The sequence below is a fragment of the Curtobacterium sp. NPDC089185 genome, from assembly GCF_040685235.1.
In the GTDB taxonomy this organism is placed as follows: domain Bacteria; phylum Actinomycetota; class Actinomycetes; order Actinomycetales; family Microbacteriaceae; genus Curtobacterium; species Curtobacterium citri.
The window spans coordinates 66,695-81,042 of record NZ_JBFBHK010000003.1; the positions used below are offsets into that span (position 1 = coordinate 66,695).

The 14,348-nt window shown below is 72.7% G+C and carries 11 protein-coding genes; 6 read left to right on the forward strand and 5 right to left on the reverse strand.

Annotation, left to right across the window (positions count from 1 at the left end; all coding sequences use genetic code 11):
• Positions 1 to 102 precede the first annotated feature (102 nt).
• The 6 genes from AB0N84_RS03860 to AB0N84_RS03885 all read left to right on the forward strand — a co-directional run bounded on the left by AB0N84_RS03860 (position 103) and on the right by AB0N84_RS03885 (position 8,124).
• Positions 103 to 2,670 (forward strand): glycosyltransferase, encoded by a 2,568-nt coding sequence (locus AB0N84_RS03860; protein WP_363543846.1) that lies wholly within the window; start codon positions 103 to 105, stop codon positions 2,668 to 2,670.
• 69 nt (positions 2,671 to 2,739) lie between these two features.
• Entirely contained in the window at positions 2,740 to 3,636 is an 897-nt protein-coding gene (locus AB0N84_RS03865; RefSeq protein ID WP_259346164.1) for an ABC transporter permease, read from the forward strand.
• A 5-nt stretch (positions 3,637 to 3,641) separates the two neighbouring features.
• Positions 3,642 to 4,880: an ABC transporter ATP-binding protein gene (locus tag AB0N84_RS03870; protein ID WP_289457511.1), complete on the forward strand. Its 1,239-nt coding sequence runs from the start codon at positions 3,642 to 3,644 to the stop codon at positions 4,878 to 4,880.
• A gap of 1 nt (position 4,881) precedes the next feature.
• Positions 4,882 to 5,997 (forward strand): glycosyltransferase family 1 protein, encoded by a 1,116-nt coding sequence (locus AB0N84_RS03875; RefSeq protein WP_363543849.1) that lies wholly within the window; start codon positions 4,882 to 4,884, stop codon positions 5,995 to 5,997.
• Positions 5,994 to 6,839: a glycosyltransferase family 2 protein gene (locus AB0N84_RS03880; protein WP_363543851.1), complete on the forward strand. Its 846-nt coding sequence runs from the start codon at positions 5,994 to 5,996 to the stop codon at positions 6,837 to 6,839. Before AB0N84_RS03875 ends, AB0N84_RS03880 begins: the two co-directional genes overlap by 4 nt.
• 100 nt (positions 6,840 to 6,939) lie before the next feature.
• Positions 6,940 to 8,124, forward strand: a complete 1,185-nt coding sequence (locus AB0N84_RS03885; protein ID WP_363543853.1) for a glycosyltransferase family 2 protein — start codon at positions 6,940 to 6,942, stop codon at positions 8,122 to 8,124.
• 62 nt (positions 8,125 to 8,186) lie between these two features.
• Here the strand turns inward: AB0N84_RS03885 and AB0N84_RS03890 are convergent, their stop codons facing one another.
• The 5 genes from AB0N84_RS03890 to AB0N84_RS03910 are packed head-to-tail and all read right to left on the reverse strand — an operon-like array spanning position 8,187 to position 14,301.
• Entirely contained in the window at positions 8,187 to 10,175 is a 1,989-nt protein-coding gene (locus AB0N84_RS03890; protein ID WP_363543855.1) for a glycosyltransferase, read from the reverse strand.
• Positions 10,175 to 11,038 carry a glucose-1-phosphate thymidylyltransferase RfbA gene (gene rfbA, locus AB0N84_RS03895; protein WP_363543857.1) on the reverse strand — a complete coding sequence of 288 codons (864 nt, stop codon included), beginning with the start codon at positions 11,036 to 11,038 and terminating at the stop codon, positions 10,175 to 10,177. The genes AB0N84_RS03890 and rfbA overlap by 1 nt, the downstream gene beginning before the upstream one ends.
• Before the next feature lie 9 nt (positions 11,039 to 11,047).
• Positions 11,048 to 11,656 carry a dTDP-4-dehydrorhamnose 3,5-epimerase gene (gene rfbC, locus AB0N84_RS03900; protein ID WP_182046782.1) on the reverse strand — a complete coding sequence of 203 codons (609 nt, stop codon included), beginning with the start codon at positions 11,654 to 11,656 and terminating at the stop codon, positions 11,048 to 11,050.
• Positions 11,657 to 11,686: 30 nt separating this feature from the next.
• Entirely contained in the window at positions 11,687 to 12,790 is a 1,104-nt protein-coding gene (locus AB0N84_RS03905) for a glycosyltransferase (RefSeq protein ID WP_363543859.1), read from the reverse strand.
• Complete coding sequence (locus tag AB0N84_RS03910) at positions 12,787 to 14,301, reverse strand: hypothetical protein (protein ID WP_289457504.1); 1,515 nt, start codon at positions 14,299 to 14,301, stop codon at positions 12,787 to 12,789. Before AB0N84_RS03910 ends, AB0N84_RS03905 begins: the two co-directional genes overlap by 4 nt.
• Positions 14,302 to 14,348: the final 47 nt, after the last annotated feature.

Here is a 14,348-nt window from a genome sequence, read left to right on the forward strand (position 1 = left end):
GCGCGGGGCCGCGGGCCGCCGAGCACGCCCGGGTATAGTGGTGCCGCTTTCCGGGCGACCGTTCCGAGGGCACCACCGCAAGCCGACCCATGGAGTCCTTCCGTGTCCACTTTCGCGCCCCGCGTGTCCGTCGTCGTCATCAACTTCCGCGGGACGGACGACACCCTCGAGTGCATCGCCCGCCTGACCGAGGTGGACTGGCCGGCCGACCGGCTCGAGATCGTCGTGGTCGAGAACGGCTCCGGCGACGACAGCGAGCAGCGCCTCCGCGCCGAGCTCGGCGGGCGGTCGAACGTCCGCATCATCGTCTCCGCCGAGAACCTCGGCTTCACCGGCGGCAGCAACCTCGGCGCGCGCGAGGCGACCGGCGAGGTCGTCGCGTTCCTGAACAACGACGCGAAGCCCGACGTCAACTGGATCAAGGAGGGCATCGCCGGCTTCGCCCCGAGCCCCCGGGTCGCGGCGGTCGCCAGCAAGGTCCTCGACTGGGAGGGCAAGACCATCGACTTCGTCGAGTCCGGCCTGTCCTGGTTCGGCATGGGCTACAAGAACCACATCGCCGAGCTCGACGACGGCCGCTTCGACGCCGCGCGCGACCTGCTCTTCGGCACCGGCTCGGCGCTCTTCGTGCGCCGCGACGTCTTCCTCGAGGTCGGCGGCTTCGACGAGGGCCTGTTCATGTTCTACGACGACGTGGACCTGGGGTGGCGCCTCAACCTGCTCGGCTACCGGGTGCGCTTCGCCCCGCGCTCCGTGGTCTTCCACAAGCACCACGGCTCGATGAAGTCGTTCGGCGACCACCGCGAGATGTACCTGCTCGAGCGGAACGCGCTGCACCTGCTCTACAAGAACCTCTCCGACGAGAACCTCGGCACCTTCCTGCCCGCGGCCCTCGCCCTGCTGGCCCGCCGCGCGGTGGCGAAGAGCGGCCGCGACTCGGAGGAGTTCGACATCCGCCGGTTCACCGGCGCTCCGGACGAGTTCGACCCGACGACGCCGATGTCGAAGGAGGCCGTCGCGGGGCTCTACGCCCTCGACCAGTTCGTCGCCGACCTGCCGGGGCTCTCCGAGGAGCGCCGCCGCATCCAGGCCCAGCGCGTCAAGACCGACAAGGAGGTGTTCCGCCTGTTCGGCGACGCCTTCAAGCCGCTGTTCGAGGACGGCTACTTCCTCCAGGGCTACCAGGCGATCATCGAGGCCTTCGACGTCGAGCAGCCGATGCACCGCACCCGCGTGCTCATCATCACCGGCGACGCCCTCGGCGAGAAGATGGCCGGCCCGGGCATGCGCGCGTGGAAGATCGCCGAGGCGCTCAGCGAGCACAACGACGTCCGCCTCGTCACCTGGAACGTGGCGAACCGGAAGACCGACCGCTTCGAGGTCTCCCGTGTCCCGCTGCAGCACGAGCGGACGATGAAGGACCACGAGGAGTGGGCTGACGTCATCTTCTTCCAGGGCTACGCGCTGCACCACTTCCAGACGCTCCAGCGCTCGAACAAGATCATGGTCGTCGACCTCTACGACCCGATGCACCTCGAGCAGCTCGAGCAGGCGCGGGACAACGGCGACGTGGGCTGGCGCAACCAGGTCCAGAGCACGACCGAGGTCATCAACGCGCAGCTCGAGCGCGGCGACTTCTTCCTCTGCGCCTCGGAGCGACAGCGCCTGTTCTGGCTCGGGCAGCTCGCCGCGGTCGGCCGTGTCAACCCGGACAACTACCTCGCTGACGACAACCTGAACAAGCTCATCGCGATCGCCCCGTTCGGCATGGACTCCACCCCCCCGGCGCACGAACGCGGGGCGATCCGCGGTGTGACGCCCGGCATCGGCGAGGACGACAAGGTCGTCATCTGGGGCGGCGGCATCTACAACTGGTTCGACACCCCGTCGCTCGTCCGTGCCGTGGCGAAGGTCGCCGAGACCCACGACGACATCCGGCTCTTCTTCCTCGGGGTCGCGCACCCGAACCCGGACGTGCCCGAGATGGCGATCGTCTCGGAGACGCGGCGCATCAGCGACCAGCTCGGCCTGACGAACAAGCACGTGTTCTTCAACGAGCAGTGGGTGGCCCTCGACGACCGCCAGAACTACCTGCTCGAGGCGGACGCCGGCGTCTCGACGCACTTCGCGCACATCGAGACGACGTTCTCGTTCCGCACCCGCATCCTCGACTACATGTGGGCGAACCTGCCGATCGTCACGACGGACGGTGACAGCTTCGGCGACCTCGTGGCCGCGGAGGGCATGGGCGTCGCGGTCAAGGAGCGGGACGTCGACGGACTCGCCGCCGCGCTCGAGTCGATGCTGTACGACCCCGAAGCCGCCGCCGCCGCGCGTGCCGCCGTCTCCCGCGTCCGCGAGGACTTCACGTGGGAGCGGGCGCTCGAGCCGCTCGTCGAGTTCTGCAAGGACCCGCACGTCGCGGCGGACCGGGCCCACGAGGCCGCCGTGCCCGCCGGGTCGGTCGCCGCCGCCGGACGCCCGCGCGTGCAGCTCAGCCCGGCCCGCGCCCGTGAGCTGCGGTTCCACCAGATCGCGAACAGCCGGCACGGACTCGTCCGCGACGCCCGGCTGGCCGCCTGGTACCTCCGCGAGAACGGTGCGTCGGGCCTCCGCGACAAGGTCGCGAACCGGGCGCGCCTGATGCGGGAGAGCCGGAACGGGCGCTGACCGTCGGCGGCCGTCGACGGTCGCCGATGTACAGTTGTCCGTCGCCCGCGTCGAACGTTAGGACCCCCCTTGAGCAACATCGTCACCGAGCGGTTCGAGCGCCTCCGGCAGGAACAGATGGTCCCGGCCGGTCGCCCGGCCACCGCCGTCATCGGCTCGCTGCGGGAGATCGTCGCGCACCGCCAGCTGCTCGACCTGCTGATCCGCCGCGACCTGAAGTCCCGGTACAAGGACAGCGCGCTCGGCTTCGCGTGGACGCTCATCCGGCCGCTCGTGCAGCTGGCGATCTACTACTTCGTGCTCGGGCAGATCCTCGGTGCGTCCCGGAACATCCCCGAGTTCGCGATCTACGTGTTCTCCGGGCTGACCCTGTACGGGCTGTTCAGCGAGATCGTCGCCGCCGGGACGGCGTCGATCGTGTCGAACGCCGGGTTGATCAAGAAGATCTACCTGCCCCGTGAGATCTACCCGCTCGCGAGCGTCGGCGCGGCACTGTTCAACTTCGCCGTCCAGCTCGTCGTGCTGCTCGCGGCCGCGATCCTGCAGAGCGGCTTCGCCTGGGTCCGCCTCGACCTGCTCTACTTCCTGCCGTCGGTCGCCGTCGTGCTGATCTGGGCCACGGCGCTGGCCCTGCTCCTCGCGGCGCTCAACGTCTACCTGCGCGACATGCAGTACCTCGTCGAGGTCCTCGTGCTCCTGCTCATGTGGGCATCGCCGATCGTCTACAGCTGGCAGATGGTCGCCACCCGGGCACCCGAGTGGCTGCTGTCGATCTACACGTCCAACCCGATCACCCTGGCCGTCCTCGGCATCCACCGCGCGTTCTGGACCGCGGGCGCCGACTCCGAGTACCCGTCGCACCTCCTGCTCCGCATGGCCGTCGCCGCCGTCGTCGGGCTGGTCGCGCTCCTCGTCTGCCAGCGCGTGTTCGCCAAACTGCAGGGCAACTTCGCCCAGGAGATCTGACCCCGATGAGCACCGAAGAGATCGACCAGGAGACCCGCTCGCCGTTCCGCGACGCCCCCGCCGTGGTGACCGTGCGGAACGTGTCGAAGCGGTTCACGATCCGCAAGGACAACTCGCTCAAGGAGCGCGTCGTGACCCTCGGCCGTGCCGGACGCCGGCACAGCGAGGACTTCTGGGCGCTGAAGGACATCAGCCTCGACATCCCGGCGGGCACCACGATCGGGCTGCTCGGTCCGAACGGGTCCGGCAAGTCCACGCTGCTCAAGACGATCGGCGGCATCCTCGAGCCGACCACCGGCTCCGTCGAGCGTCGCGGACGCCTCGCCGCGCTCATCGAGCTCGGCGCCGGGTTCCACCCGGACCTGACCGGCCGCGAGAACGTCTACCTCAACGCCGCGATCCTCGGCCAGACGCAGGAGGAGACCGAGGCCCGCTTCGAGGACATCCTGCAGTTCTCCGGCATCGGCGACTTCATCGACACCCAGGTGAAGTTCTACTCGTCCGGCATGTACGTGCGACTCGCCTTCGCGGTCGCCATCAACACCGACCCCGACGTCCTGCTGGTCGACGAGGTCCTGGCCGTCGGTGACGAGCAGTTCCAGAAGAAGTGCCTCGACAAGATCCGCGAGTTCCAGGAGCAGGGCCGCACGATCATCCTCGTGTCGCACTCCCTCGGCCAGGTGCAGGAGCTGTGCGACTCCGCCGTCGTGCTGCACCACGGCGAGGTCAAGTTCCAGGGCTCCGCCCGTCTCGCCGTGAAGAACTTCCGCGAGATCCTCGAGGGCCGTCGCCTGGCCGAGGCCGAGGCGGCGCACCCGGAGGAGGACGCGAACCCCGCGGCGGTGGAGCGCGTCGAGCTCGAGATCCCCGGCCGCGCCCCGGGGTCGGAGCACCACCACGGCGACGACCTCGTGGTCCGGGCGACGTTCTCCCACAAGGACGTGCTGCCCGAGTGGCGCGCCGGCATCAAGATCGAGAACCACCTCGGCCACCCCGCCTTCGGCATCGACAGCCGCCAGACCGAGGTCCGGCACGACCCGCTGCGCGGCACCGCCACCGTCGAGTGGCACCTGAGCGACCTGCGCCTGGGCGGCGGGCAGTACTTCGTCCACGTCTTCCTGGCGAAGCCGAACGGCGAGCACATCGTGATCCAGCGCGAGGCCGCGCGCTTCGTGGTCGAGGACGAGGACACCCAGTCCGGCATCGCCTGGACCCGGACCACCGAGCGCCAGGTCAGGGACTGACGTGGGGGCACGCCCCGTGCTCGTCGACGCCACCTCGGTCCCGCCCAACCGCGGCGGCGTCGCGCGCTACATCGCCGGGCTGCTCACCGGACTGCACGAACTCGGCGTCGTCGTCGACGTCGTCGCGAAGCCCGAGGACGTCGCCTGGCTGCACGACGCCGCCCCGTCGCACCGGTACCGGGTCGCGCCGTCGTGGACGCGCTCGCGCCCGCTGCGGCTCGTCTGGGAGCAGGTCGGCCTGCCCGGCGTGCTGCGCCGGTCGGGTGCCGAGGTGCTGCACAGCCCGCACTACACGTTCCCGGTGACCCGCGCCTCCCGGACCGTCGTCACCCTGCACGACGCGACGTTCTTCAGCGACCCGGCGGCACACTCGCGCCTGAAGGGCGCGTTCTTCCGGACCTGGACCCGGCTGGCGCGGCGGTTCGCACGCGCCACGGTCGCGCCGAGCGCCGCCACCGTCGCCGAGATCGACCGCTTCGGGGTCCCGGCCCGCCGGCCGACCGCGGTGGCGCACCTCGGCGTCGACCGCAGCGTGTTCCACGAGCCCGGCGCCGACGAGGTGGCCGCCTTCCGGACCGCACACGGCATCGCCCCGGACACCGACTGGATCGCGTTCCTCGGCACGGTCGAACCGCGCAAGCAGGTCCCGGCGCTCGTCGCCGCGCACCGTGGGCTGCCGGACGCTCCCCCGCTGCTCGTCGCGGGCGGCCTCGGCTGGGACGACGAGGCGCGTCGCCTGCTCACGGCCGCCGGTGACCGACCGGGCGCGTCCCTGCGACACCTCGGGTACCTGCCGATCGAGGAACTGCACACGTTCCTCGGCGGCGCGCGGGTGGTCGTGTACCCGAGCACCGGCGAGGGGTTCGGGTTGCCCGTGCTCGAGGCGATGGCCTCGCACGGCGACGTCCTGACGACGCGTCGGCTCGCGATCCCCGAGGTCGGCGGCGACGCGGTGACCTACACCGAGCCGGGAGCCGACGCCATCGGCGACGCACTCGCGGCGATGCTCGCGGACGACCCCGCGGTGCGGGCGGACCGGGTCGCGCGGGCTGCGCGCCGGGCCGCCGGGTTCACCTGGGCGGCCTGCGCCGCGCGGCACGTCGAGGTGTACGCGTGACCGCCCGCGCCGCCATCGTCACCGTCTCCTACAACTCGGAGGACGTGCTGCCGGCGTTCCTCGCGTCCACCGCGGCCGCGTCGGGTCGGCAGGTCGAGGTCGTCGTGGCCGACAACGACTCCGCCCACCCGGACGTCCTCCGTGCGGTGGTCGAGGGGGCCGGCGCCCGGTTCCTCGAGCTCGGCGAGAACCGCGGCTACGGGGCCGCCGCGAACGCCGCGGTCGCGACCCTCGACACGGACGTGTCCTGGGTGCTCGTCTCGAACCCGGACGTCGTGCTCGAGCCCGGCGCACTCGACCGGATGATCGCGACGGCCGCGGACGACCCGACGATCGGCGCGGTGGGACCGCGGCTGCTCGAACCGAACGGCGAGGTGTACCCGTCCGCGCGGCTGGTCCCGTCGCTCCGGACCGGACTCGGACACGCCCTGTTCGCGAACATCTGGCCGCGCAACCCGTGGACCCGCCGGTACCGGCAGGACGACGACCACGACGGGCAGCGGGACGCGGGCTGGCTGTCCGGTGCCTGCCTGCTCGTCCGCCGGGACGTCTACGACCGACTCGGCGGCTTCGACGAGCGCTACTTCATGTACTTCGAGGACGTCGACCTCGGGTGGCGGATCGGACGTGCCGGCTACCGGAACGTCTACGAGCCGCGCGCGGCCGCGACCCACGTCGGCGGGACCGCGACGCAGGGCGCCTCGGAGCGGATGCGTCGCGCCCACCACGAGAGCGCGTACCGGTTCCTCGCCGGCAAGTACTCCGCGTGGTGGCTCCTGCCGCTGCGGGTCGTGCTCCGTGCCGCCCTGACCGTCCGCGCCCGCTCCACCCACACGCGCTGACCGCGCGTCGCGGAGCCGGCCCCACCGGACCGCGGTACCCTCGCTCAGCCCTCCGGGCGCATGCAGCGCGCCCCGACCCGATCCCCCTCCCGGAGTCCCGATGAAGACCGCCGTCACCCTCATGGTCCGCGACGAAGCCGACGTCCTGCCCGCCTGGCTCGAGCACCACGTGGCGCAGGGCTTCGACGTCTTCGTGATCACGGACAACGGCTCCGTCGACGGCACGGCCGAACTGCTCGCCGCCTTCGCCGACCGCGGGGACGTCGTCGTCGACCTGCGCCACGACCCGGTGCACCGCAAGCAGCAGGGCGTCGTGGTGACCGGGATGGCCCGGGACGCCGCCGTCCTGCACGGTGCGGACTGGGTCGTCAACGCCGACGCGGACGAGTTCATCGTGCCCGTCGACCGCTCGCTCACCGTCGGGCAGGTCCTCGAACGGCTCGACCCCGCCGTCGGCGCGTTCACCGTGCCGGTCGTGAACATGACGGGGGCGATGGCGGAGTCCGGTGCCGGGCTCGGACGGCTCCACTGGCGCGACGAACGGAGCGCCGAGGAGCTCCGGGCCGTCGGGCTCCTCGCGCCGCCGAGCTCGAACGCGGTGCACGTGGGCGACCCCGAGGTCGTCGTGGTGCAGGGCAACCACCAGGTGAGCGTGGCGAACGGCGCCCCGGTGCCCGACGAGCTCCGGCTCGAGGTGCTGCACCTGCCGTGGCGCTCCTGGGCACAGTACGCGCACCGGGTCGAGGTGAGCGGACTGGCCTACGAGGCGAACCCCGAACTGTCGCCGAGCCCGCGCCACCACGGCATGCGGGACTACCGCCGCCTGCGGGAGGGCGTCCTGCGTGCGGTCTTCTCCCTCCGGTTCGTCGACGACGAGGACGCGGCGGTCGGCCCCTTCCGCCGGGACGACACGATCGCCGAGCTGCTGCTCACGCCTCGGGGTGGAGCCGCCACCGGCACCGCCTCCGGCGTCGAGGTGCCCGCTGAGGTCGAGGTGCCCGCTGAGATCGAGGTGCCCGCCGACGAGTTCCGGGCGCTCCGGGCGACCGGCCGGGCGGTCCTGGCGCGCGACCACCGCATCGAGGAGCTCGAGGACGCCGTCCGTGACGCCGAGGCCACCGCCGAGATGCTCCGGTCGACGGTGCAGCACGAGCGGGACCGTGCGGACGCCGCGAACCGACGCATCGGCGAGGTCGAGGCCGAGTTGACCGCCGTGCGGGCACGCCGCGTGGTCCGGCTCGCCGACCGGGCCGGCGAGGTCGCCCGCCGCGTGCGGCGCCACTGACGTCAGCGGCGCACCGCCGTCAGCGGCAGCGCATAGCCCTTCAGCGGCAGCGCGCCGCGGGCTCAGCGCCCGCGCTGCCGCCGCACCGCGTCCAGCAGCACCTCGGCCCGCGCCCGGAACGCGTGCTCCTCGCCGATCCGCCGGCCCCGCTCCCGACGCTCCTCCGCCGTCAGCCGCTCCCCCTCGGCGACGACCGCGCGGAGCGTCTCGACCGAGTCGTACGTCCGGACGGCGCCGTGGAAGAGCTCGTCGACGCCGGGCACCGGGTCGGTGACCACGAGCGCCCCGGTCGCCGCGGCGTCGAACAGCCGGTTCGAGACGAACCCGTCCCGCGCCATGTCGTGCCAGTGGTCGTTCAGCACGACCCGGGCGTCCCGGTAGAGCGCCGGGAGCTCGTCGTTCGGGACGAACACCCCGCGGTGCACGCCCGCGGGCAGCAGGTCCTCCCACCCCTCGCCCCACACGGCCAGGTCGAGTCCCGCCGCCAGTGCGTCCCGCACGACCGGTCGGAAGACGTCGCGGGTCTTGCCGACGAAGACCGTGCCGAGGTCCGGGTGCGCGGCCGCCGCGGTCACGTCCGGGTGGAAGCGCGCCGGGTCCGTCGCCTGGAGCAGCGGCCGCACCTCGAGCCCGGTCTCGGCGGACACCCGCGCGGCCCAGACCGGGCCGGCGGCGAACCGCAGGTCGTACCGCGCCAGTTCCGCCGGGCGGACGAGGTCGGGGTGCGAGATGACCCAGAGCACGTTCGTCGCGGACGGGTGCACCGGGGTGTCGTCGAGCCCCCGCAGGGTGAGGGCGACGTCGTCCAGGTGCTCGGACGTCGGGCGGACGTGCGACTCACGGTGGTCGACCACGACCTCCTGCCCGAGCGAGCGCAGCGCCGCCGCCAGGTCGGCGGCGAAGAACGTGTCGCCCCAGTCGTCGCCGCGGGCACCGGGGTGTGCCGCGATCCGGACCGACCAGCGCAGGCGTTCGCCCCGGTCGCGCAGCTCCAGGCGGGCGGCGTCCCGTTCCGCGCGCACCAGCGGCTCACGGAGGGCCACGGGTGCACCCACGGGGTCGGCCGTGCCCGCGGCGGGGACGAAGCCGAGCCGTGCGAGCGCGGGTGCCGTCACGGTGTCGATGCGGTCCCGCCACACCGCGAGGGCGTCCGCCGCGTCCGTGTCGTAGCGTCCCTCGCGGATCCCGCCGCCGTCGGCCGTCGCGCCCACGGCGACGTACGCCCGGCCCACCGGCAGCGCGACGCACCGACCGCCGGCGGCGTCGGCGGTGTCCCGGGTCAGGCGGGCGACCGCGGTGCGGGTGTCCACGGTGCGGACCGGGGTGGCGAGGTCGGCCGTGCGCGCGGCGAAGCAGGGCAGGTCGGCGGCGAACACCGGCGTGCCCGGCTCGTGCGGGCCGGCGAACGCATCGGCGTCCGCGGCGGGGTGACCGCGCAGGAGCGACGCGACCGGGGCGGTCGGCTGCGGCAGGGCGGCGCCGGCACTGGCGACCAGGTCGTCGGTGGTGCGGAGCACCGGGACCGCGACGACGACGGGCTCGACCACCGCGGCCGTGGTCGGCGTGACGGCCGCGACCAGGCGGTGGTGGGCACCGTCGGGCAGGGTCACCCGTGCGTCCTGCACGAGCACGACCGCGGACCGCAGGAGCGGGCGGGCCGCGGCGACCGCGCCGCCCCACGTGGCGGCGACGGTCGGGCGCGCCACGGTGTACCCGTCCCCCGGCGCGACGGGCGGGTAGGTGCTGGTGGGTCCGGCGTGCACGTCGTGGACCGTGACCACGACCGCCCCGGCACCGGCGGCCCTGGCCGCCTCGACGGTCGGCAGGTGGGCACCCCGGCGGAAGGCGCGCTCGTCGACCGTGACCACGACGTCGAAGCCGTCCGCGTCGGCCTGCGGTGCGTCGACCACCAGGGACGTGTCGACCGGGAGGCGCGGCTCGACCGGCGAAGCACCCGCCGTCGCGGGGGTGGTCGTGTCGTCGTCCGCGGCGCCGGCGGGCGGCACCGGACCGGACCGCCCGAACAGGCGCCCCAGCCCGGTGCGCGCCATCAGCCGCGGAGCAGGTTCTGCAGGTACACCCCGTAGCCGCCCTTGACGAGCGGGGCGGCGAGGTCGGCGAGCTGCGCGTCGTCGATCCACCCGTTCCGCCAGGCGATCTCCTCGATGCAGCCGATCTTGAAGCCCTGCCGGTCCTCGATGACCTTCACGTACTCGGACGCCTGCATCATCGACTCGAACGTGCCGGTGTCGAGCCACGCGGTGCCGCGGTCGAGGACCTGCACGCCGAGGGAGCCGGCCTCGAGGTAGCGCTCGTTGACCGTCGAGATCTCGAGCTCGCCGCGGGCGCTCGGCTCGATCGTCTTCGCGATCTCGATGACCGCGTTGTCGTAGAAGTAGAGCCCGGGCACGGCGTAGTTCGACTTCGGCTGCGCCGGCTTCTCCTCGATGGAGACGGCCGTGAAGTCGTCGTCGAACTCGACGACGCCGTAGGCGGTCGGGTCGGCAACGTGGTACGCGAAGATCGTGGCGCCGTCGACCGCGGTGTTCTTCCGCAGGTTCGTGCCGAGGCCGGTGCCGTGGAAGATGTTGTCCCCGAGGACGAGCGCGACGCTGTCGTCCCCGATGAACTCCTCGCCGATGACGAACGCCTGCGCCAGCCCGTCCGGGCTCGGCTGCACGGCGTACTGGATCTCCATGCCGAGCGACGAGCCGTCGCCGAGCAGCGCCCGGAACTGGTCGTTGTACTCCGGGGTCGTGATGACGAGGACCTCGCGGATGCCGGCCATCATGAGCGTCGACAGCGGGTAGTAGACCATCGGCTTGTCGTAGATCGGCATGAGCTGCTTGCTGATGCCCTTGGTGATCGGCCAGAGACGGGTGCCGGAACCGCCGGCGAGGATGATGCCCTTCACGGGTCTCCCTTACTTCTTCGTCCGGAGGGACTCGGTGTACGCGACCGCTTCCTCGTAGGTCGGGAGCAGCCCCTGCTCCGCCGCCTGCTCGAGGGTGGGCGCCGTGGTGTCCTTCTCGGAGAGCACGGGCTCCCCGAGGCCGTCGGGCAGCGTCAGCCCGACGGTCGGGTCGAGGATGGTGATCCCCTTCTCGCGCTGCGGGTCGTAGTGCGCGCTGACGAGGTAGTTGACGGTCGAGCGGTCCTCGAGCGCGACGATCGCGTGCCCGAGCCCCTCGGACAGGTAGACGGCCTTGCGGTCGACGTCGTCGATGCGCACGCTGTCCCACTGGCCGAAGGTCGGGGACCCGACGCGGATGTCGACGATGTAGTCGATGAAGGCGCCGCGCACGGCGGTGACGTACTTCGCCTGGCTCGGGGCGACGAGGGCGTAGTGGATGCCCCGGGCGACACCGGCCGACGAGATCGACATGTTCACCTGCCGGAGGTCCAGCGGGTGACCGACGGTCTCCTCGAGGACGTCGGCACGGTACGCCTCGAGGAACGCTCCTCGTGCGTCGCCGTGCTGGACGGGCGTGAACTCCCACGCGCCGGGGATCTTCAGTTCGCGGATCTGCACCGCATCACCCTAGCAACGTCCCCGTCGCGGTCAGAGACCGAGCGCCGCGCGCCAGGGACCGTCGGCGGTGAGCAGCCGTTCGGCCGTCACGTACGCCCTGGCGTCCGCGACGCGCTGGTCGGCCTCGCGGAGCGCCGTGCCGAGCTGCTGCCGCCAGGACGCCGGACGGTCGTCGGCGAGCAGTCCGCCGTGTTGCTCGACCCCGTGGTACGACGGCCGGTCCGAGCCGACGAAGGGCAGGCCGAGCATCGTGTACTCGAGGAACTTGAGGTCGCTCTTCGCGTCGTTGAACGGGTCGTCGGTGAGCGGCGCGACGCCGGCCGACCACCGGTCCGCGTGCTGCCGGAGGAAGGCGACGAAGTCCGGGTAGTGGGTCGCGTCCGCCGGGAGCGGCAGTCGGTCGTACCAGGTCGCCGCCTCGTCACCGGTGACCCCGACGATCTCGAGCCGCACCGGACGGCCGTCGTCGTCCGTGAGCCCGTCGAAGGCCGGGCGCAGCAGGTCGAGGTCGTCCGTGTGCGTCGCGGAGCCCATGTAGAGCACCCGCCGCGGGCCGTCCGGGTCCGGGGCGGTGCGTCCGGCGTCCCAGAGTCCCGGTTGGACCGCGTTCGGCACGACGACCGCGTCGGCGACCCCCGCGTCGGCGAGCACCCGCCGGAGGCGGTCGGTGGAGACCACGACCGCGTCCGCGCCGTGGACGAGCCGCTCGACCGAGGCGAGTCGCTGCGGGTCGTACTCAGCGCGCGCGAGCCGGGCACGTGCCTCCCGGCTGAAGAAGTCGTCGTCGACCTCCGCGACCACGCGCGTGCCCTCCGAGGCGGCGCGCGCGAGCGCGGCGTCGAGGTGCGACGCCGGGAAGGCGTCCCGCTGCACGAGCAGCACGTCGAGGTGTGCGGTGTCGGTGCCGTCCGCCCAACGGGTCGGTTCCACCTGCGCGACCCGGGCGGCACCCGTCGCTGCGAGGGCCGAGAGCCGACCCGTCACGCGGACGTGGGCGGAGGCCGGGTGCACCCCACCCGCCCCGTGCACGACGAAGCCGACGAGCGGTGGCTCGACCACCGGTCCGGCGGGGGCCACCGGCGTCGTGCCCGTGCGGCCCAAGAGCCGGCCGACCGCCGAGCGGAACCCGCTCACCGCTCGGAACCGACCGTCGCGGGCGCCGCCGGCACGTCGGGCGTCGGCGTCTCCGGAGCCGTCACCCGCGGGCGGCGGAGGGCGCTGATCCAGAAGACCGCCAGCGTGACCACGAGGGCGACGACCGCCGCGACGGTCGCGACCCGGGCGATCTGCAGGGGGACGGCCGAGAGGTACGGCGGGGTCGCGAGCTGCAGGATGTCGAACCACACGCGCCCGGCGACCACGGTCCACACGGTGACGAGCACGGGCGAGACGAACCGTCCCCAGCTCGCGAGGCCGTAGCCCATGACGACCGCGAGGATCGGCATCATCGGCAGGCCGTACCGGGTCTGCGGCGCACCGCCCTGCATCACGAAGAACACCTGCAGCACGACGAGGAGCACGAACACCGCCAGGAGCATGAGGACGACGAGGGGCTCCGCGAGGACGGACGGCTCGGCGACCGGCGCGGTGGCACGACGTCGGGCGAGCAGGCCCGTGCGCGGGGCGACCGGTGCGGCCATCCGGTTGCGCCGGAGCCGACCGACGACGAGCACGACGAGCCCGAGCACGACGGGGACGACCAGCAGGGCGTAGGTCCAGTCGGACGAGCCCACCGGCTCGTGCCCCCGGAAGACGGCGAAGACGCCCTTCCAGAACGACGCGCTCGTCACGGTGTCCGGGAAGGTCGCGGTGACGCGGTTCATGTGCGTCTGGGACCACTCGGGGTGGCTGCCGGCGACGTTGCCGCTCGTGGCGATGTTGTGCAGGTAGAACCACCCGGCGGCGGCCACGGGCACGACGACCGAGAGGGCGGCGGCGACCACCCGACCGACCCAGCCGTTCCAGAAGCCGGGGCCGCGGCGCAGGCCGAGGGCGCAGAGCAGGCCCACGGCGACCGCCACGAGGAACACCGCGAACGTGAGGCGGCTCAGCATGCCGCCGGTGGTGACCAGTGCGGCGCCGACCACGAGGGGGGTGGAGATCCCGCGGCGGATCGCGGTCGCCGCGACGCCGAGCGCGAGGGCACCGAAGGCGACGTTCGGCAGGTCGTTGTAGACCGCCCCGCCGACCAGGAGCAGCATGCTCGTGCAGGACACGACGATCGCGGCGACCGAGGCGACCTCGGGCCGACCGGGGGCGATGCGCCGTGCGGCCCAGGCACACGCCAGGACGGACGCACCGGCGAACAGCGCGTTGACGCTCCGTCCGGCGAGCACCGCGAAGTAGAGGTGTCCGCCGTCCCACAGCGGTCCGACGACCGGGGCGAGCACCCAGTAGAAGAGGGGCGGGTGCTGCGCGACCCACTGCACCGGCGGCAGCGGACCGAACGGCGGTCGGATCGTCAGGCCGTTCTCGAAGACCGGGAACGTGCCGTGCCAGACGTCGATGACGTAGTCCAGGTGCGCGGGCTCGTCGGCCGAGTTCAGCGGGGGCGCCTGGAAGGCCACGGCGGCGGACGCCAGGACGGCGAAGACCGCGGCGGCGATGACGACGACCGTGTGGACGGAGGGGAGGAAGCGACGCACGGTCCCCGATCCTCCCATGCCCGGCCGTGTGCTGACGCTTGCTCGAC